Here is an 18,666-nt window from a genome sequence, read left to right as displayed (position 1 = left end):
AACGGCCGGCGCGTGGCGAATCCGGAGTCTCCGATCGGGCGCACGCATGTCGACCTTGCTCTTTTCAGCCAGCGTACTGTTCTTCTCCCTCAACGCATTCAGCGTACGGGCAACCTTCGCCGCCTATTTCCTGCTCTGCGCGCTCGCCTTTCTTCGCGCGCCGACGCTGATGAACCGGCAGCGTCACCTGTTTCCGGTCTGCGCATACTGGCTGATCAGCATCAGCATCGCGTTCGTTCTGTCCGCGTTTGGCGACTTCTACGTGAACTTCTACGTCAAGTTCATGCTGATCCAGACGTATATCGCGCTGTGCTACTGGATGTTTGCCGGCGGCGTGCTCACGCGGGATACGCTCGACACCGCATGCCGGATGCTCATCTACGTCCACGCCGCGTTCTTCACGTTTCAGCTCGTCTATTACCTCGGCACCGGTACCTTCATCGATTTCGACAGCTACGTGCGCGAAGCCGACTCCGAAGCGCTCTACGCCACCAAGGCGCTGACCGACAGCCTGATTTCGATTCGTGCGCTCGGCCTGTATTCCGAGCCGTCGTTTTACGCGATGACGGTCGTGCCGAGCGCGGTGGTCCTGCTGCTGTCGCAGCGGCGCATGACGCTCGCGCCCGCGGTCGGGTTCGCGACGGCGCTGCTCAGCTTCTCGGTCGCGTCGATGGCCGTGTGCGCCGCGTTGTGCGGGCTGCACGTACTCATCGGGCGCGGTCGGCTGCGGACCCGGATCGCCGTCGTCGTCGTCGCGCTCGCCTGCGTGCCCTGGCTTTACAGCGTGTACGACCAGCGGGTGAACCAGTCCGTCGACTACGATGCGGTCGGCAGCCGTACGCTCGTGCTGACCGAGCTGACCGAGCGCGACGTCGTCGCGGGCGCGTTCGGCGGCGGCCTCTTCTGGGACGAGCGCAACAACGTCGGCAAGACGCATCTGCGCGGCTATCAGGTGCGCGACAGCTCGTTCTACATCTACCTCGTATTCGCCGCGGGCGTCGCCGGTTTCATCGTGTTCTTCGGTACGCTGGTCATGCTGTTTCGCCGCAAGGGTCGACGCAAGTATCTGCTCTATCTGCTGCCGATCCTGCTGTTCAAATATCACGTGCTGTATGGCATGCTCTGGCTCACCATTCTGCTGTTCGTCGTGCTGGCCGACCAGGATGCGCCGCGGCGGCGCGCGGTCGTCCGCCCGCTTCCCAACCTGTCCGGCGACGAGCCCGTCGCGCATCCGACATGACATCACTCCGACATGCGTCGACGTTTCGCACGTTGAAACGATTGCTTATCGCGGCGCTGTGCATGACCTGCGCGATGACGGCAGCGAACGCCGACTCCGTACCCGCGCCGCCCGGCGAAGTCATCGCGCACAGTCCGGCCGCCACGCGCGTGTATCTCGGCTCCCCGTCGCTCGCCCTGCTGCCGAACGGCGACTATGTCGCGAGCTTCGACACGTTCGGCGCCGCAGCGGCACAGAACCGCGTGTCCGTGTTCGCGTCGCACGACAAGGGCGCGACCTGGTCGCGGCTCGCGGACGTGCCGGACCAGTACTGGTCGTCGCTGTTCGTGCTGAACGGCGCGCTGTATCTGATGGGCACCAACCGCTCGATGGGCACACCGTCGATTCGCCGCTCCGACGACGGCGGTGCGTCGTGGACCACGCCGATCGATGCGTCCACCGGTCTGCTGCCGTATTCCGGGCGTTTCATCACCGGGCCGGTTCCGGTGCTCGTCGATCGCGGGCGCGTCTGGCGCGCGTATGAAAGCGTCGACGGCGGCGACCTGCGCGCGACGGTGCTGTCCGCCCCCGTCGACCGCGATCTGCTCGACGCGCGCAACTGGCGCATGTCCGCGCATCTGCCGTCGGACAAACGCTGGCTCGACGGCACATTCCAGTCGTGGGAAGAAGGCAATGTCGTCGGCAGGCAAGGCGCCGCGCCCGTCGTCATGCTGCGCGTGAATACTGAGAACGGGCCGGAGAAAGCCGCATTGGTGACGACGAGCGACGACGGCCGAACGCTGTCGTTCGACCCGACGCGCGATTTCGTCGACCTGCCCGGCGCGGGCAAGAAGTTCACGATCCGCTTCGATCCCCAGTCGAAGCAATACTGGACGATCACGAATGCAGTGCCGAAGAGCGTCGGGCCGATGAACCTCGAGCGCGTGCGCAACACGCTGGTGCTGCTGTCGTCCCCCGATCTGCGGCGGTGGACCGCGCGGCGCATCCTGCTGCAACACGCGGACAAGAAGCGGCACGGCTTCCAGTACGTCGACTGGCAATTCGACGGCAGCGATCTCGTTGCCGTGCTCCGCGTCGCGTTCGACGACCCGGAAGGCGGCGCGGCCAGCCAGCACGACTCGAATTTCATCACGTTCCTGCGCGTACGGCGGTTCCGCGACAACGCCGCATCCACTGCGCTGACACAAGAGTTGCAGTAGCCCCGGCCGAGGCCCGCCGCCCGTCTATTTCTTGAACACGCCGACGACGTCGCTGCCGTCGACCACCAGCAACGCGCCGATGCGCTGCGTCTGCATCAGCAGCAGCGCATCCTCGACCCGCGTACCCGGCCGTACCGTACAGGGCTCGATCGACATCATGTCGGCTGCCGTGCGCCGCAATACGCCGTCGCCATACCGCTCGATCGCGCGGCGGATGTCGCCGTCGGTCACGATGCCCCAACCCGTGTCGCGCTTCACGATCGCGAGCCCGAGACGCCCGCGCGTCATCGCGTCCAGCACGTCGAGCGTCGACATGTCTTCCGTCACGATCGGCAGGTCCTGGCGCGCCATTTCGTCGTCGACCGTGGACAGCAGCCGGCGGCCGAGCGAGCCGCCCGGGTGGAAGCGTGCGAAGTGCTCCGGCTGGAAGCCGCGCGCCCGCATCAGCGTGACCGCCAGCGCATCGCCCATCGCGAGCGTGGCCGTCGTCGACGCGGTCGGCGCGAGTTGCAGCGGGCACGCCTCGCGTTCGACGCCGACGTCGAGATGGACCCGCGCGGCGCGTGCGAGGGTCGACGCAGGATCGCCGGTCAGCGCGATCAGGTCGTTGCCGTTGCTGCGCAAGAACGGGATCAGCTTGATCACCTCGTCCGTTTCCCCGGAATTCGAAATCGCGAGAAACGTGTCGTCCGGCGTCACCATCCCCAGATCGCCGTGATAAGCCTCGCCCGGATGCATGAAGAAGCCGGGCGTGCCGGTGCTCGACAGCGTCGCGGCGATCTTCCTGCCGACGATCCCGGACTTGCCCATCCCGCACACGACGACCCGCCCGCGCGAGCCGAGCATGATCTCGATCGCACCGTCGAAGTTCGCGTCGAGCCGCGCGGCCACGCTGGCCAACGCCCGCGATTCGATCTCGAAGACCTGCCGGGCGGATTCAATATGGTTCTGTCGCATCATCAGTTTGCCGTTTGAGAAGGGAGACGACGCGCGCGACGTCGTCGGGCGTATCGATGCCGGCCGGCGGCGCATCGGGCCATTGCATCACGTCGATCGGCATGCCGAGCCAGAGCACCCGCAACTGCTCGAGCCGCTCCAATCGTTCGAGCTCGCACGGCGCCGCGGCCGCCAGCGACTGCAACGCCGTATTCGCGTAGCCGTAGAGGCCGATGTGCCGCAGAAAACCGCCGCCGTTCGGACCGCTCGTTTGCGCGGGCCGGCCGTCGCGGCAGAATGGAATCGCCGCGCGCGAGAAATACAGCGCACGGCCGCGGCCGTCGACGACGAGCTTGACGATGCCCGGCTCGTCGAGCAACGCGGTGTCGCCGACCGGGCAGGCCACCGTCGCGACACCGAAGTCCGGCGCCGCGCTGCAGAAGCCGGCGAATGCCCGCAGCAGCGCCGTGGGCACGAGCGGTTCGTCGCCCTGTACGTTGAGCACGGCATCGGTGTCGCGCCAGCCGAACGCACGCGCGACTTCCGCCGCGCGATCGGTGCCGGACTCATGCCCGGCGTCGGTCATCGCGAAACGGATGCCGCGCGCGGCGAGCACGTCGGCGATACGCGGATCGTCGATCGCGACGACGATGTCGGTATCGGGCAGCGCACGGCTCACGCGCGCGTGCACGCGGACGATCATCGGTTCGCCGTCCAGATCGACGAGCGGCTTTCCCGGCAGTCGCGTCGAGCCGTATCGTGCCGGAATCACGACGTGCACCGGCCGCCCGTTATTGAATGACGTCATGGCTGCTCCATGCGTCGAACAACGGCCGGTACGCGTCGTCGAGCGACAGCCCGGCGCCGGTCAGCAGATGCTCGGCCACCTCGCGCGCCACGCCGCGGCCTCCGACCGTGCGTACGACATGATCGACGCGTGCGCGGACGAGCGGATGCGCGTCGGCCGGCGCATACGACACGCCGACGCGTTCGATGACCGCGAGATCGTTCACGTCGTCGCCGACGTACGCGATTTCGGGGTCGCCCATCCGTTGCCGCGCCTTGATGTCCGCATAACCGGCGGCCTTGTCGTCGCAGCCGGTCACCAGCACGTCGACGCCGAGCTGGGCCGCCCGCCACGCCAGCGCGCCGCTATGCTTGCCCGACAGGATGCCGACGCGAATCCCGTGCGCGCGCAGCAGTGCGACCGCGACGCCGTCGTGCGCATGAAAGCTCTTCATGAACTCGCCGTCGGCCGTCACGTGGAGCAGGCCGTCCGTCAACACGCCGTCGACGTCGAACAGCACCAGGCGCACGGGCCCGCGATACATCGCGCCGCTCACCGGATATCGAGCGGCGCGAGCCGCTTGACCAGATCGTCCACCGCCTTCGTCTGCTGCAGGAACGCGTCGAGCAACGCGAGCGGCAGCGCACTCGGGCCGTCGCAACGCGCGTGGTCGGGATCCGGATGCGCTTCGAGGAACAGCCCGGCCAGCCCGACCGCCATCCCGGCGCGCGCGAGATCGAGTACCTGACGCCGCCGGCCGCCCGACGCGGCGCCGTGCGGATCGCGCATCTGCAGGCTGTGTGTGACGTCGAAGATCACCGGGCAGTCGCCCGTCGCATCGCGCATCTGGCGAAAACCGAGCATGTCGACGACGAGATTGTCGTAGCCGAACGAGGAACCGCGCTCGCACAGGATCACGCGATCGTTGCCGGCCTCGCGGCATTTCGATACGACGTGCTCGATCTGCGTCGGGCTCATGAACTGCGGCTTCTTGATATTGACCACGTTGCCGGTCTGCGCGATCGCGACCACGAGATCGGTCTGGCGCGCGAGGAATGCCGGTATCTGCAGGACGTCGACGACCTGCGAGACCGGCCCGACCTGCCACACCTCATGCACGTCCGTGATCACGGGCACACCGAACCGGTGCCTGACTTCGTCCAGGATCCGCAGCCCCACGTCGAACCCCACGCCGCGATACGAGTGGATCGACGAACGGTTGGCCTTGTCGAAGGACGCCTTGAACACCAGCGGAATGCCGAGGCGGCGCGTGACCTCGACGAACGTGCCGCAGACGTCGAGCGTGAGCCCGAGGCTTTCGAGCACGTTGAGGCCGCCGAAGAGGACGAACGGCAGGTCGTTGCCGACCGTGACGTCCGGCGTGATGGTTACATTCATATGGATCTCCACGAAATGAGGACGATGGTGTTCGCGTCGTGCTGCGGCCGCGACCGCCGCCGCGCGAAACGCGGAGGTCGACCGCCGCTGCTTGCCGACGTCAGCGCTCCCCGCTCGTCGCATAGAGCGGCGCAAGCTCGCCGAACAGGCGTTCCTCGCCGAAACGCTGCCGCGCCTCGCGGTTCGCCCGCCGGCCCAGTTCTGACCGCAATGCAACGTCGCCAGCGAGGCGCTGCAGCCACGCGGCCGCGTCGGCTGCCGTCGCATAGATCACGCCGGTCTGCAAATGACGGACGACATCGACGTTGCCCGCACAGTCGGACACGACGACGGGTCGGCCGGCCAGCATCGCCTCGATCACCGACACCGGCATCCCTTCCCACGACGAGGTCGACAGGTACACGTCCGCGCATCCGAGCCGACGCTCGACCTCGTCGCGCGACAACCATCCGGTCACTTCGACGCCGGCCTTCGCCAGTTCCGCCTTCGCACCATCGTCGCCGTCGCCGATCCAGACGAAACGCGTACCGCGCGCGCGCATGCCGTACGCGATCTGCGCGAACAGGCCCGGATTCTTTTGCGCGCGGATGCCGCCGACCGTCACCACATAGGCGGGACCGTCCGCGGGCCGCGCGGCGTCGCCCGAATGCGCGGTCGACGCAGCCTCGACCACCGCATTCTCGACCACCACCACCGGCTGACGAAGCCAGGTGCGAATCGCCCGACCTTCACTCTCCGAGCACGCGACGTAAAGGCACTTCCGCACGCACGCGATTCTCTCCAGGCCGACGAACGCCAGGCGCTTCACGCGCGAGATGTCGCGACGCATGAAAGAAATGCAGTGCGGACTGTAGAAGAACGCCGCCTTCGGCAACGCAAACAGCGTCGACAGCCGCCCTAAAAAACCGGCAAACGACGAATGCATGTGCACGACGTCCGGGCCGATCCCGTTGAGTGTCGCGCGCAGGCGCATCACGGTCTGCAACAGGCCCGCGCCTTTCATCTGAAGGTGGCGCAACGACACCCTCGCGTCGAACATCGCGGCCAGACCCGGCGGCGTATCGGGCCGCACCGAATAGACGACGTGCACGTCGTGCCCTTCGCGAGCGAAGCGATTGGCAATCAGGCACACCATCGACAACGTGCCCGTCGCGCTGGATTCGACTATGTGGACGATTTTCATCGGGTCCGTTCCATGAAAAATGAGCCGTCGCGCACCGACGCCGAACGACCGTCAAACACGCGGGCCGCGCCCCGCGACCGCATCGATATACGCGAGCACGCCGGACCCTTCGATTACGCGCCCCCATTCGAGCGACTTCATCGCAGCCGGATCGGGACGACGCGCACGGATCCGCGACAACGGAAACACTTCGTCGAAGATCGCCGCGCCGGTGACGTGACACGGGATACCGAGTTCTTTCGCGGTGCGTACGTTCGACGGCGCGTCGTTGCAGACGATCTTTTTTCCGAGCGACGCGTATTCGAGCAGCTTCGTCGGCGTCTGGAAGCAATGCGGCCGGTGATACGGAAAGAAGCACACCGCGTATTCGCTGTCGCGCACGATCCGCAGCGCGTCGCGTTGCGGTACGCGGCCGACGAAGCGGATGCCCGGCGTGTCGGCGAAAGCCGCGCGGATTTCGGGCTCCGGATGGCCGACCAGCACGAGCGTGTCCGCTGCGTCGCGCCGCGCGTCGCGGTAGGCGGCGAGCACCTTGTGAAAGCCGCGTTCTCGGCTCATCTCGCCGATATAGCAGAACCTTCCGGACGGCGTTTGCACGGTATCGGCGTCACCCGCGGCCGCGACGTCGGCTCCGGCTCCGGCTCCGGCATCCACCGGATCGAAGATCCAGTCCGGCACGCCCATCGGCAGCAGCAACGCGCGTACGCCGTCGCCAAACGCCATCGCGTCCCGCATCCGCGCGTTCTGGAAGATGCGCAAATCGGGCCGTACGTTCAGCACGCGCTTCACGCGGTCCTTGACGGCCGCGAGCCGGCCCACCGACAGCGACCGATAGTCGTGAATCACGAACCGCGCGGGCGGCAATGCCCGATAGAAACCCATGATGCACCACAGGATGCAGACGTCCCGGTCCGGAAAGCGCACATACGCATCGAGATCGCCGTCGAACACCTCGAACCCGTGCGCTCTCAGCCGACGGCCGTAGGCGGCGATCTCGGGATAGTTCGCCTTGCCGGGATGCAGAATGAACACTTTCATTTCGATTCCTGTCCGTTGTCGACAACGCGCGCCGGCACACCGACCGCGACGCCGCCGTCGGGCACGTCGGTCAGCACGACCGCCCCGGCGCCAATCCGCGCGCGGTCGCCGATGCGAACCTCGCCGAGCACGACGCTGTGCGCGCCGAACTCGACGTGATCGCCGATCGTCGGCACGCCGCCGAGCGTGCCGTCCTTCCGGATCGTGTTGCCGACGGTCACGCCGTGCCGCAGCGTGCAGTACGCGCCGATCGTCGCGTATCCGTTGATCACGAGGCCGGTGCCGTGATAGATCGCGAGCCCCCTGCCGATCTTCGTCTTCGCCGGAATCTCGATGCCCATCAGCCAGTCGCACAACACGATGTACAGCACGATCAGCGGCGCGCCGGCCAGCAGCGTGAACCGGTTCCGGCACGCGAGGTAGTGCACGATGCGGTAGAAGATCACCACGCTGCGCGTCTTCACGAACGCATTGCGGCGGCAATCTTCGGCGATCGCGTCGGCGGTCTGTCTCAACGTGACGGTCATGTCAACGCTGCCCCGCGAAAACGCGCCGCGCCGCATCGGCCGGGATACGCGCGGTGCCGAAGTAGTCGATGCCGTCGACCAGAAACGAATGGATGTACTTCAGCAGGCGCTCGCGGTCGAACTCCTTGTAGAAACACCGGCCGAGCGACACCACGCGCTTGCCGTACAGCATCGCCTCCAGCCCGACCGTCGAATTGATCGTGACGACCGCATGCGCATGCCGCAGCAGCTCCGTGGTCGGCGTCGTGACGATCTCGAAGTGATACGTCTGCTGCAGGCGCACGATCGCGTCGATCTCGGCCGCATCGGTTTCCGCCGGATGGAGTTTCACGAACAGGTCGGCGCTCTCGTTCGCCGCGAACTCGAACGCATGGCGAATCGCGTCGAGATTGCCGACGTCAGAGTGCAGCTTGATCTGCGTATCGCCGGCCACCTGAAGCGGCAGGAATACATAGCGGCAGGTCGACAGCGTGTCGGGCGACATATAGGTGGCCTGGCGCGGCGCCGGCATGCCGTTGCGCGCGCGCACGCTTGCCAGACGCCGCCGGCCGACACCGCGGCTGACCAGCTTCAGCACATAATTCGTCGCGGACGTCGCCTTGCGTCCGAACGACGTCCGCGCCTGCGGCAGCGGCTTGCGCTTGTCGCGTTCATAGGTCGACAGCCAGCGCGCATGCGTGTCCTCGTCGGGTAGCGGCAGGCGATCGATGACCTCGGGGTAGCGGCTGATCGTCGACAATGCATTGACGCCCAGCGAATCGACGAACAGCTTGCCCGGCAGATTCGAGATCTCGATGAAGCGGGTCGCCACGCCCTGCACCGTGCACGCCTGCCGCACCGCACGGCACACGAGCTGCTGCCCGTTCCACATCACGCACTGCTCGATCCGCAGCCCACGAAGGACTTCCAACGCAATATGGAAGATCGCCGCCGACTCGCGCTTCGCACGCGCCTCGGTCATCTGCCCGTTCATCACTTCGATCGACAGTTGGTACGGCGTGCGGTCGGCCGGCTGGCCATCGGGCACGTCGATCGGCATCAGCCGGTTCAGGTACACCGACCGGAAGCCACCCAGCAGCAGGCCGAGATGCGCGACCGGCTCGCTCGTCAGGAATGCGAACTCGTATTCGTGCCGGACCGCGTTCACCAGGCGGGTGGCGAAGTAGTAGCGCTCGAGGGAGTCGATGACTATCAGGATCATGGTGTACTCGTTCGTCGTATCGGCGTTCTCACGCCAGCGCCCCCAACCGGGACAGGTTCGCGTCGAGGACCCGGTACGTCAGCGCGATGCCCGCCGCCATCAGCGCCGCGCCGGTCAATGAAAAAATCAGGACGCTCGTCGGGGCCGACAGGTTCGTCAGCCGCGCGACGCCCAGCGCGCCGACGAGGCCCAATCCGCAGGTCAGCTGAAACAGGAAATCGGTGCGCTGTGCGCGCGTGGCCAGGAAGATCTGCGACAGCGGCACGTAGATCAGCTGCAGCGCGAACAACGGCATCAGGCTGTAATAGAAGCCGACCGAGCCGCGCCAGCTTGCGCCGAAGAACAGATCGACGAGCGGCGCGAACAGCAGCAGCCCGCCGGCCATGTACGCGACGGCGAGGCCCGCGAGTGCACGCGCGTAGGTGCGGTACACCCGATGCACCGCCGAGCCGCCATCCGGTCGTGCCATCGCGCCGATTGCGTCGCGCCGAAACACGCCGCCCACGCTCTGCGCGATCAGCGAAACCGGAAAGAAACCGAGCCGGTAAGCCGCGGCGAAGTAGCCGGCACTCTGCGCATCGAACCAGTGCGGAATGGCGATCGCCAGCGCGTAGGTCAGCACCGACGCGCACAGCGTCGACGGCAGGATGTACAGCGCGAACCGGCGATTCCTGACGAAGAAACCCGGCGACAACCTGAACGCATACCCTGCGCGATAGCCGCTCAGCACGATCGCACCGGCCATCACGACCGACACTGCGGCGGTCACCCACGCGTACAACGCGAATACGTCGACCTTGCCGCATGCGGAGCAGGCGAGCGACAGCACGAGACCGATCAGGAACGCACCGTTGACGACCATGCGCGACAGCGCGATCCATCCGTAGCGCCTGAGGCTGTTCAGGTAGGCGCCGGCAGCCAGCTGGATGAACGATGCCAGCGCATAGACGGCGACAGGATAGAGATCCGCCCGGCCGGCGATCGCGATCAGCATCCCGCCCGCGGCGGCGACCATCAGGCCCAACGCCGTCACGTTGACCAGCGCATTGAACGATTCGCGCGGCGAATCGTCGACGCACGCGAGCTCGTAGCGCAATGCGAGCAGCGTGCCGACGAAAGACGCCAGCGCGAGCAGATAGTTGAAGTGGCCCAGCGACTCAGGCCCGAACCGACGTCCGATCACGAAGATGCTGACGAACAGCGCGATCTGTCCCATCACGACGCCGGCCAGCGAAACGATCGAATCCCGCGGATTGATCATCGCGCCTCCGTGCGCCGCGCGCGACCGGATTCGCATGCCGGGACGCCGGCTGCGCTGGACGTATCACGCATCCTGCGCTCCGTACTCGTAGGCGACATAGCGATAACCGCCGTACTTCGAACCGTAGCCGTACTGTCCGAGCCGCGGGTTGACGCCGTTGAAGATGACGCCGTTCAGGCGAACGCCGTTTTGCGCGAAGCGCTTCGCTGATTCGTCGATCTCGCCGAGCTTTGTCTTGCCCGCCATCGTGACGAGCAGCGCGGTACCGGCGAATGCACCGAGAATACCGGTATCGGGCACGGCGAGCACCGGCGCCGAGTCGATCACGACGATGTCGTAACCCGACGACAGGCCGTCGACCAGCGCCGCGAGATTGCGGTTCAACAGCAGTTCCGCGGGATTTTTCGGCATCGTGCCGGTCGAGATGAAGTCGAGACCCTCGACCACCTCTCGGTGAATCACGTCCTCCACGCGTGCGCTGCCGGCGATCAGCTCCGTGAAGCCGCGGCCGCGCGGAAAGCCGAGATAGTCATGCATCCGCCCCTTGCGAATGTCGCCGTCGATCAGCAGCACACGCTTCCCGGCGCTGGCCATCACGACCGCGAGGTTCGACGAGATGAAGGTCTTGCCGACGCCCGGCGCGGGACCGGCGATCAGCACGATGTTGTTCTTCGCCTCGAGCATCGCGAACTGCAGGGCGGTGCGCAGGCTCCGCAGGCACTCGACGGCCGGCTCGTTCGGGAAATCGATCGACAGGATCGACTTGTGGCCGCTCTTGCGCGCGGCTTCTTCGGCCAGGTCGCGCTGATGGTCGCTGATCGGGACCGTCGCGTACACCGCGAGGCCGAGGCGGCGCTCGATCTCGTTGTGATCCGAGATGCCGTGGAACAGCATCGAGCGGACGATCGCGGTGCCGCAGCCGGCGAGCAGCCCGAGCAGCAGCGACGCCAGCGCGACGAGCACCTTCTTCGGCCGCACCGCCACTTCCGGCACCGCGGCCGTGTCGACGAGACGCACGTTGCCGACCTTGCCGGCCTGCACGAGTTGCAGTTGCTGCATGTTGTTCAGCAATGCCGTGTAGAGGTCGGTGTTGACCTTCACGTCGAGCATCAGCCGCACGGCTTCCTGCTGCAGGTCCGGCAGGCGCCTGATCTGCAGCTCGGCGGCGTTCCGATAGCCGTTCAGCGCGGCGATCTGCTCGTCGATCACGGCCACGCTCGGGTGCCGTTCGGTGAAACGGGACATCAACTCCTGCCGCTTCTGCTGCAACTCGAGCAGGCGCGTCTTCGCGTCCGCGGTCTGGGCCAGCGCGAGCTTCGCCTCCTCGGTGAGGTCGACCGTGCCATGCTCGTCTCGCAGTTTGGTCAGACGTGCTTCGGAATCGGCCAGTTGCTGCTTGAGCTGCGGCAATTGCGCGGTCAGGAATTCAAGCGACTGCGCGGCCTCCGCCGATTTCCGCTCGATGTTCTGCCGCACGTACTGACGGCCGATTTCGTTCATCGTGTCGCTGACCCATTTCGGATCGGTATCCTGAAGACTGGCGACGACGACGTCCGATTGCTTCACGCGCTCCTGCACGTTGAGGCGGTCGCGGATGTCCTCGATCGTCTTCAGCCGCGAGTGGCGAACCAGCACGAATGCGGCGCCGGGCTTCGCGGCGATCGACGCGACCTGCAGCACGATCGGGCCGCGCGGCGAGTCGAAGCGCTCGAGCGCGCCGACGGTGCCCTCGACCGGCGCATCGAGATCGCCGCCGTCGAGCCGATAGCGCTTGCCCCCGAGGCTCGTCAGCGTGAACGCGTCGCCTTCGTTCTTGCGCGGCACGTCGAAACGCCGCACGTCGATGCGTTCGCGGCCCCACGCGTAGCCGCCCAGGCCGGCGAGGCCGGGTTCGGACAAGCCATCGCGATGGCGCGCGATCCAGTCGCCAATCAGCGGAAATCGCTTCGGCTCCGCGTCGATGAACAGGTTGAGCTTGTCGACCGCACGTTCGACGACGAGGCGCGACGCGAGGATCTGCTGTTCGGCGGCGGCCGACGACTTCACGTCGAACAGCGCCGATACGTCGCCGAGCAACGACTTGGCGGCCGACGTGTCGGGGCTGTCCTCGACCTGGACCATGATGTTGGCTTCGAACACGGGCTTGCCGAGCATCGCGTACGCGAGGCCGGCCGCCAGCAGCACGCACGTGATGGACGCGATCAGCCAGCGGCTTTCCAGCAGAATGTCGAGCACCGCGACGAAATCGGTCTCGCTGCCGTCTTCGGCGGCTTGCTGCGGCGGGGCGGAGGGTTGGGTCATGGCAACGATATGAGGCGTAGGGGTTCCAGTGGAGCGTCGGCCGACGGCGGCTTCAGACGATACGAAGGCGCTTCGACCACTCGGACACGCCGAGTTCGATCAGTCGCGCGCAGCGTTCGAATACGAACCTGGGCTGCCGGTAAGGGTCGTGCACGTCGAAGTCCGTGTATTCGCCGAGACGGAACACGCGTCCCCGCACGAACGGAAACCGGTTCTCGAGCGACGTGCGCTGTCGACGGTCCATCACGAGGATCAGGTCGGCGTCGGTACACAGCGCGCGGTCGACCTGCCGGGCGCGATGCGGCGACACGTCGAACCCGCGCAGGCGCATGACGTCCAGCGCATACGGCGCGGCCGGCATGCCGACCAGTGCGTTCAGGCCGGCGGACGTGACGCGGCGCCCCGGCATCGACTGACGCAGCATCGCTTCGGCCATCGGGCTGCGGCAAATGTTGCCTTCGCAGACGATCAGGATGGACTCCATCATTTGGTCGCGATCGCCGCGGTCAGGCCGGCATTGATGGCCGGCAGCAACAGGCTGAGCACGCGGCTGAAGCGGACGAGCCCGTTGCCGTCGACGTAGACGACGTCCTTCGGCTTCAACTGGAATTGGTTGGCGAGCACCATCGCGACCGGCGAGCGGGCATCGAGGTGATAGACCTGCGGTTGCGCGTCCTGCATCCCGCGCACCACGTAGAGCTGCGCGGCGTCGGCCGTGTTCGCGTTCAGGCTGCCTGCCTGCGCGATCGCCTCGCTCAACGTCAGCCGGCCATTGCGCATCGGCAACGCCGTGACGGGCTTGTTGACCTCGCCCATCACGAATACGCCGCTCTCGTCGCGTGCCAGCACGCGCACGAGGTCGCCGTTGCGCAGCACGATCTTCGACGGATTGCGTCCTTGTTCGGCCATCCCGGTCAGATCGATCCTGCGCTCGACGCCGTCGCGCACCAGCACGATGCGACTCTGGTCGGCCGCCGCCGAGAATCCCCCTGCCCGCCCTATCGCGTCATACAGCGTCATCGGGATGTCGTTCACCGGCTGCGAGCCCGGCGTATGCACCTCGCCCTCGATATACACCTGCTTCGCACGGAACGATGCGATCCGCACCGTGACCTGCGGATTCCTGAACGTCTTGTCAAGACGCCGCGCAAGCTGCGTTTGTACCTGCTCGGCCGTCAGCCCGGCGACCGGCAACCGGCCCGCGTAAGGAAACTGCAGCGTACCGTCCTGATCGACGACGAAACCCGGCGGCGCATCCGCGGCACGCGGCGCGGACTGTGCCGGCGCGCCGAGCGCCGCCGCCAGTTCGGGGTGATCCCACACGGTGATCTGCAACACGTCGCCGCGGCCGAGGGTGTATGCGTCCGGCGACGAGGCGATATCGCGGAGCTCGCCGGGCACACTGCGTTCCGTATCGCGCATGCGCCGGATCAGCGACAGGTCGATATTCGTCACCGGAACCGGCAGCGTGGCGTTGTCACCCGGCGTCGTGCCGCTTTGCAGCGGAATCGACGCCGGCTGCTGCATGCGCATGCCCGGCGCGATACCGCACGCGCCCAGCAACGCACACAGCGGCAGGATCATCACGAGTCGACCGACACGCGATCGTCGGCGCGGCGCGCGCGCCGGCTCCATTTGACGCAACCTCTGCATTACAACCTCGCTCTTTTTTAGTCTGAAATTGCTTCGGTCGCCTCGCGTCGTGTCGACCGCGAGTACAGCACCCCTGTCGAGACCGGACATGCCTGCTGCCACACCGTACCGTTGCGCCGCCTTCCGCCACGCGCGATCGCACCGCCTTCACACGCGGGAGGAAGCGGCTAGTACGCGCCCGAGCCGCGCACCACCACGGTGATCGTCCTGAACAGAATGCCGATGTCGCGGCGCAGCGACCAGTCGCGCACGTAGGACACGTCGAGCGACACGCGCGTCGAATAGTCGGTGTCGTTGCGGCCGCTGACCTGCCAAAGGCCGGTCATGCCGGGCTTGGCCATCAGGTAGTAGCGCACGTCGGCGCCGTAGCGTTCGAGCTCGGCCTCGACGATCGGGCGCGGCCCGACCAGGCTCATGTCGCCCTTCAGCACGTTCAGCAACTGCGGCAGTTCGTCGAGGCTCGTCTTGCGGAGCAGGCGGCCGATCGGCGTGATGCGGACATCGTTCTTCAGCTTGAATTCGCGCGCCCATTCCGCCCGGGCGTCGGCGTCGCGCTCCAGCAGCGCCTTGAGCACCACATCGGCGTTCGTCACCATCGAGCGAAATTTCAGGCACTTGAAGCGCCGGCCGTTTCGGCCGACACGCTCATGCCCGAAGATCGCCGGACCGCCGTCGCGCCTCACGGCCCATGCGATGCCCAGCAATGCCGGCGCGAGCACGACGAGCAGCACCGACGCGCCCACCAGGTCGAAGCTCCGCTTGACCGTCCGTTTGACGCGTCCGACCGTCCGGTGGCCGATCTCGAACTGGCCGCGCCGGTCCGCGTGCGCGATCGCCGCCGCGCGCACCTGACCGCCCGCACGCTCGATCACACCAAAGATCGCGAGCGTCAGCGCGCGGAATGCGATCAGGCCGATCCCGCTGGCGAGCGTCCAGCACACGAACCACTCGCTCGACAGCACATGCGCACGATGCAGCACGTAAAGCAGCGCGGTGCTCATGCCCTGCACGACGATCCATGCCAGCACCGTGCGCCCGAGCAGGTGCAGCGCCGATTGCGTCCGCACCTTCTCGTAGATGCCACATGCGGGAAATACCGACAACGCCAGCGCGGCGGCAAACGCGACGAGGGCACCGTCGAACAGGGTGCCGCGCGCACCGCCGGTCGCACCGATCAACGCGGGGATGAACGCGCCCAGCACGATCATTCCGATATCGGTCGCTCGATTGATCAACGAATTCATTGATATGAACTCCTAAGTCATCACCCAATATCCATTCACGACGCAGCGCGGCATCACATCACGCGGAACGCTGGTTGCGGCGCCTCTGCTTCAACGTTTCCGCAGTGCATCATATTCGCCGCGACTTGCGCCTTTATCGATTGCGTCCGAATCCGCCTTGTTGATGGCGGAACAAATCAAGGCCGATTTCCCGAGCGAATTATTCGATCCATTTCTCGAATCGAGCGATGCACGAATAACGTGCGTTCGCACCCATTCATGCCCGGATTCGGATCGGATGTACGACATGAATTTCGTGTCGATTTGCAATTCGTCGCGGCCGCCATGCGCGCGCACGGGGCATGCGCATGCATCGCCTGGTGCGTCCTGGCCTACGAGCGAGCATCGGCCGAACGACGGCACGCGATGCTCGCCCAACGAATAAAAAGGCCTGCACGGTGCGCTCACGACGACACGGCAGGCAAAATTCCGAGGAGTACCGGGGTGCCGACTCCTCGAAAGGCCAGTCGAAAACTTAATCAGTGGAAATACGCGCGGGTTGATCGATGTCCGACCGCGCCACGATTGTGGCCGAATCCGCCTTCGTCAAATCATAATTACCGATACCACTGATTCGCATTCCAAATTATAAAGCCGTCATGCTGACTGAACATCGATATACAGGCATGGATTTGAATTCGGGTAAAGCGACTTCGCCGATGGGCGTCCGATGGCGAATTGCGATCGCCCGCTCTAGGACGATGCGCCGCTCATCCAGTCGCCCAAATCCGACGCGTACAGCGTGTCCGTCGACGCGTCACTGTCTTTTCGTGCAGCCGCCCGAAATTCGGTCGGCGATGTCTGCAAGTGCTGGCGAAACAGTTTTGCCATCCGGTCGCCGCTGCCGAGGCCGGTGCGCCGCGCGACCTTGTCCGCCGGAAGATCCGTCTCGATCAGCATGCGGCATGCCTTTTCGAGGCGTATCCTCAGCACGAACTCGGTAGGCGTGACACCGATTTCGTTCTTGAAGCGCCGCAAGAAATTGCGCTCGCTCATCGCGGCGGCCTGCGCGGCATCGGCGATCGAAATGCGATTCTCGCTATTGACCCGCAGATGATGCGCGGCCATCCGGATCAGCGTGCTCGCACGGGCGACGCGTGCGCCGAACAACACGTCGGTCAGTTTGCGGTTCGCGCCGGACACCATGCACATCACGATTTCCTGCGCGATTTCGTAACCCATGTCCACCCGGACGATCGACAACGCATCGGAGAAAGGCCCGTCGTCTTCGTCGCCGGCGGCTTCATCGTCCGACGCGCCGCCGTCCGTTCCCGACGCTGCCTTCTCTATCTCCTTCTGCCCCAGGCGAATCTGCGTCAGCAATCTCCGGCCGCCATGGCTGCCGCGCACGACCCGCGCCCGCTGATGGACATGCCGGACCCACGCAATAAACTGTTCGTCGAGCTCGTCGGTCCCGCCTTGACCGCTCAACACGAACATCGCGTGCACCCTGCTGGCTTCGAGTGTGCGCGCCGCTTCCGTCCAGATGCCGACGCCCGACGACGAACGAACCGGGCCGCCATGCACGGAATACAGGCGCAATTCGTAACGGTCGACGAATGCGCCATCGACCCGTCCGAGCTGATTCGCCAGTTCGAAAACGGCGGCCAGCTTGCCCATCTGCATAATCGAAAAACCCTCGAGCAACAGGACGATTACGCTTGCCCGTTGATGTTCGTTGCCGGCGCCTCTTCCCCGATTCACGCTTGACCCCGTCGATGAATGATTCGGCACTGTTTGCATCCTGCGGCCCTTTAACAATTTCTTACATTTGTTGTTTTCTGCGCCGCATCATAAGGGGCGCTCCTCGCCCGCCGATTTGTCAATGTCTGTTTTCGCCGTGTTGTTGTCGGATTCAATCAAGCCAATGATATGGACCTATTTATTGAAATTCATCAATTTTGGTGGAAATACGATCACGCCATTTCATTGAAAATTGACGTGCATCAATGCCAGGAAATATAAATCGCGATAACGCAGGTGGGGGAAATCACCGGTAATGAAGAGAAACCGAAATCGATCGAATGAGCCGTCTTTTTCGAGTGCCGCCGCCGCAATGGGCGAACGGGCCGCATCGCGGCGACCCCGCGTGGGCGCTGGTGAGAGCCGTTCAGGCAGCATGGTCGAATGTCGCTCAGGGCGGGTGAAACCGGCGATTTCGCGCAAACGTCATCCCGGGATTTTGGCCAGGCATTTAAGGAAAATTCAGATCGTGCGTGACCTCGGATCGGTAATGAAATACCGGCTCCATCGTCGAATCTTTCGGTATAGCGGCACGCAAACGTTTGTCGTTGAAGAGACCGAAACCTATGGGCGATACACGGGATCACACGGTATGACCAAGGATTACATGCGATTACGATCAATTACACGGGACGATTCGTTCGCGTGCCGGATCCTATGCCGTTTGTCGGACTTGTCGGTATGGATCCGTCATAGGGCAGTTCGTCCGGCGCGCGCTCATCGAATTCGGATCGACTCGTTTTGATGGGCGTTCGCGTCGGTCGAATGCGGCGCGTGCGATATGCGCGTTGCCCTGCCCGCACCGCCGGCCCGGGTCAGGAAAGGAGGAAACGGTTGCGGGCGACCCCGCCCGGTGCGTTTTAAACTTTCGTTCGTACTGCAGATTTTCGTGTGTCGACAGGCAACCCCAATGTCC

At 65.3% G+C, this 18,666-nt stretch carries 17 protein-coding genes; 2 read left to right on the top strand and 15 right to left on the bottom strand.

From position 1 onward, the window contains the following. The first annotated feature begins 46 nt into the window (after positions 1 to 46). Together JYG37_RS30325 and JYG37_RS30320 are read left to right on the top strand one after the other, a co-directional pair. Positions 47 to 1,240: a hypothetical protein gene (locus JYG37_RS30325; protein ID WP_213346935.1), complete on the top strand. Its 1,194-nt coding sequence runs from the start codon at positions 47 to 49 to the stop codon at positions 1,238 to 1,240. Between the two features lie 62 nt (positions 1,241 to 1,302). Continuing rightward, positions 1,303 to 2,439 (top strand): sialidase family protein, encoded by a 1,137-nt coding sequence (locus JYG37_RS30320; protein WP_249746113.1) that lies wholly within the window; start codon positions 1,303 to 1,305, stop codon positions 2,437 to 2,439. Between the two features lie 24 nt (positions 2,440 to 2,463). Here the strand turns inward: JYG37_RS30320 and JYG37_RS30315 are convergent, their stop codons facing one another. The 15 genes from JYG37_RS30315 to JYG37_RS30245 form a co-directional block, all read right to left on the bottom strand. Further along, positions 2,464 to 3,399: a KpsF/GutQ family sugar-phosphate isomerase gene (locus JYG37_RS30315; RefSeq protein WP_050013554.1), complete on the bottom strand. Its 936-nt coding sequence runs from the start codon at positions 3,397 to 3,399 to the stop codon at positions 2,464 to 2,466. Beyond that, complete coding sequence (gene kdsB / locus JYG37_RS30310; RefSeq protein ID WP_050013555.1) at positions 3,377 to 4,183, bottom strand: 3-deoxy-manno-octulosonate cytidylyltransferase; 807 nt, start codon at positions 4,181 to 4,183, stop codon at positions 3,377 to 3,379. The genes JYG37_RS30315 and kdsB overlap by 23 nt, the downstream gene beginning before the upstream one ends. Then, positions 4,167 to 4,706, bottom strand: coding sequence for a KdsC family phosphatase (locus JYG37_RS30305; RefSeq protein ID WP_204384810.1), 540 nt, complete (start codon positions 4,704 to 4,706; stop codon positions 4,167 to 4,169). Before JYG37_RS30305 ends, kdsB begins: the two co-directional genes overlap by 17 nt. An 8-nt stretch (positions 4,707 to 4,714) precedes the next feature. Next, the gene (kdsA, locus tag JYG37_RS30300) at positions 4,715 to 5,560 is read right to left on the bottom strand and encodes a 3-deoxy-8-phosphooctulonate synthase (protein WP_050013557.1); all 846 of its coding nucleotides are present in this window, start codon (positions 5,558 to 5,560) and stop codon (positions 4,715 to 4,717) included. A gap of 100 nt (positions 5,561 to 5,660) precedes the next feature. After that, complete coding sequence (locus tag JYG37_RS30295; protein ID WP_050013558.1) at positions 5,661 to 6,743, bottom strand: glycosyltransferase; 1,083 nt, start codon at positions 6,741 to 6,743, stop codon at positions 5,661 to 5,663. 51 nt (positions 6,744 to 6,794) lie between these two features. Beyond that, positions 6,795 to 7,781: a glycosyltransferase gene (locus tag JYG37_RS30290; RefSeq protein WP_124630064.1), complete on the bottom strand. Its 987-nt coding sequence runs from the start codon at positions 7,779 to 7,781 to the stop codon at positions 6,795 to 6,797. Next, on the bottom strand, positions 7,778 to 8,308 hold the full coding sequence (locus tag JYG37_RS30285; RefSeq protein WP_213346931.1) for a serine O-acetyltransferase: 531 nt from the start codon (positions 8,306 to 8,308) through the stop codon (positions 7,778 to 7,780). The genes JYG37_RS30290 and JYG37_RS30285 overlap by 4 nt, the downstream gene beginning before the upstream one ends. Before the next feature lies 1 nt (position 8,309). Next, positions 8,310 to 9,509 (bottom strand): capsular polysaccharide export protein, LipB/KpsS family, encoded by a 1,200-nt coding sequence (locus JYG37_RS30280; protein ID WP_089490095.1) that lies wholly within the window; start codon positions 9,507 to 9,509, stop codon positions 8,310 to 8,312. Positions 9,510 to 9,537: 28 nt separating this feature from the next. Further along, a complete protein-coding gene (locus JYG37_RS30275; RefSeq protein ID WP_213346928.1) occupies positions 9,538 to 10,770 on the bottom strand; it encodes a lipopolysaccharide biosynthesis protein in 1,233 nt (410 codons plus the stop codon). A gap of 63 nt (positions 10,771 to 10,833) precedes the next feature. Beyond that, entirely contained in the window at positions 10,834 to 13,071 is a 2,238-nt protein-coding gene (locus tag JYG37_RS30270; RefSeq protein WP_050013561.1) for a polysaccharide biosynthesis tyrosine autokinase, read from the bottom strand. A gap of 52 nt (positions 13,072 to 13,123) precedes the next feature. Next, positions 13,124 to 13,558, bottom strand: coding sequence for a low molecular weight protein-tyrosine-phosphatase (locus JYG37_RS30265; protein WP_050013562.1), 435 nt, complete (start codon positions 13,556 to 13,558; stop codon positions 13,124 to 13,126). Continuing rightward, positions 13,555 to 14,724 carry a polysaccharide biosynthesis/export family protein gene (locus JYG37_RS30260; RefSeq protein WP_249746112.1) on the bottom strand — a complete coding sequence of 390 codons (1,170 nt, stop codon included), beginning with the start codon at positions 14,722 to 14,724 and terminating at the stop codon, positions 13,555 to 13,557. Before JYG37_RS30260 ends, JYG37_RS30265 begins: the two co-directional genes overlap by 4 nt. Before the next feature lie 167 nt (positions 14,725 to 14,891). Further along, entirely contained in the window at positions 14,892 to 15,968 is a 1,077-nt protein-coding gene (locus tag JYG37_RS30255; protein ID WP_089490097.1) for a sugar transferase, read from the bottom strand. A 732-nt stretch (positions 15,969 to 16,700) separates the two neighbouring features. Further along, positions 16,701 to 17,654 carry a helix-turn-helix domain-containing protein gene (locus tag JYG37_RS30250; protein WP_050013565.1) on the bottom strand — a complete coding sequence of 318 codons (954 nt, stop codon included), beginning with the start codon at positions 17,652 to 17,654 and terminating at the stop codon, positions 16,701 to 16,703. Between the two features lie 279 nt (positions 17,655 to 17,933). Beyond that, positions 17,934 to 18,173: a hypothetical protein gene (locus JYG37_RS30245; protein WP_124630061.1), complete on the bottom strand. Its 240-nt coding sequence runs from the start codon at positions 18,171 to 18,173 to the stop codon at positions 17,934 to 17,936. Between the last annotated feature and the right edge of the window lie 493 nt (positions 18,174 to 18,666).

Source organism: Burkholderia sp. LAS2 (assembly GCF_018417615.1).
In the GTDB taxonomy this organism is placed as follows: Bacteria; Pseudomonadota; Gammaproteobacteria; order Burkholderiales; family Burkholderiaceae; genus Burkholderia; species Burkholderia sola.
This window is presented reverse-complemented; position numbering and strand designations above follow the sequence as displayed.

Excerpts from the sequence above, each read along its gene's own strand:
- JYG37_RS30315 (WP_050013554.1), bottom strand. The coding sequence starts at position 3,399 with ATGATGCGACAGAACCATATTGAATCCGCCCGGCAGGTCTTCGAGATC.
- kdsA (WP_050013557.1), bottom strand. The coding sequence starts at position 5,560 with ATGAATGTAACCATCACGCCGGACGTCACGGTCGGCAACGACCTGCCG.
- JYG37_RS30325 (WP_213346935.1), top strand. The coding sequence starts at position 47 with ATGTCGACCTTGCTCTTTTCAGCCAGCGTACTGTTCTTCTCCCTCAAC.
- JYG37_RS30270 (WP_050013561.1), bottom strand. The coding sequence starts at position 13,071 with ATGACCCAACCCTCCGCCCCGCCGCAGCAAGCCGCCGAAGACGGCAGC.
- JYG37_RS30305 (WP_204384810.1), bottom strand. The coding sequence starts at position 4,706 with ATGTATCGCGGGCCCGTGCGCCTGGTGCTGTTCGACGTCGACGGCGTG.
- JYG37_RS30265 (WP_050013562.1), bottom strand. The coding sequence starts at position 13,558 with ATGATGGAGTCCATCCTGATCGTCTGCGAAGGCAACATTTGCCGCAGC.
- JYG37_RS30275 (WP_213346928.1), bottom strand. The coding sequence starts at position 10,770 with ATGATCAATCCGCGGGATTCGATCGTTTCGCTGGCCGGCGTCGTGATG.
- kdsB (WP_050013555.1), bottom strand. The coding sequence starts at position 4,183 with ATGACGTCATTCAATAACGGGCGGCCGGTGCACGTCGTGATTCCGGCA.
- JYG37_RS30285 (WP_213346931.1), bottom strand. The coding sequence starts at position 8,308 with ATGACCGTCACGTTGAGACAGACCGCCGACGCGATCGCCGAAGATTGC.
- JYG37_RS30260 (WP_249746112.1), bottom strand. The coding sequence starts at position 14,724 with ATGCAGAGGTTGCGTCAAATGGAGCCGGCGCGCGCGCCGCGCCGACGA.
- JYG37_RS30295 (WP_050013558.1), bottom strand. The coding sequence starts at position 6,743 with ATGAAAATCGTCCACATAGTCGAATCCAGCGCGACGGGCACGTTGTCG.
- JYG37_RS30255 (WP_089490097.1), bottom strand. The coding sequence starts at position 15,968 with ATGAATTCGTTGATCAATCGAGCGACCGATATCGGAATGATCGTGCTG.
- JYG37_RS30280 (WP_089490095.1), bottom strand. The coding sequence starts at position 9,509 with ATGATCCTGATAGTCATCGACTCCCTCGAGCGCTACTACTTCGCCACC.
- JYG37_RS30320 (WP_249746113.1), top strand. The coding sequence starts at position 1,303 with ATGACCTGCGCGATGACGGCAGCGAACGCCGACTCCGTACCCGCGCCG.
- JYG37_RS30290 (WP_124630064.1), bottom strand. The coding sequence starts at position 7,781 with ATGAAAGTGTTCATTCTGCATCCCGGCAAGGCGAACTATCCCGAGATC.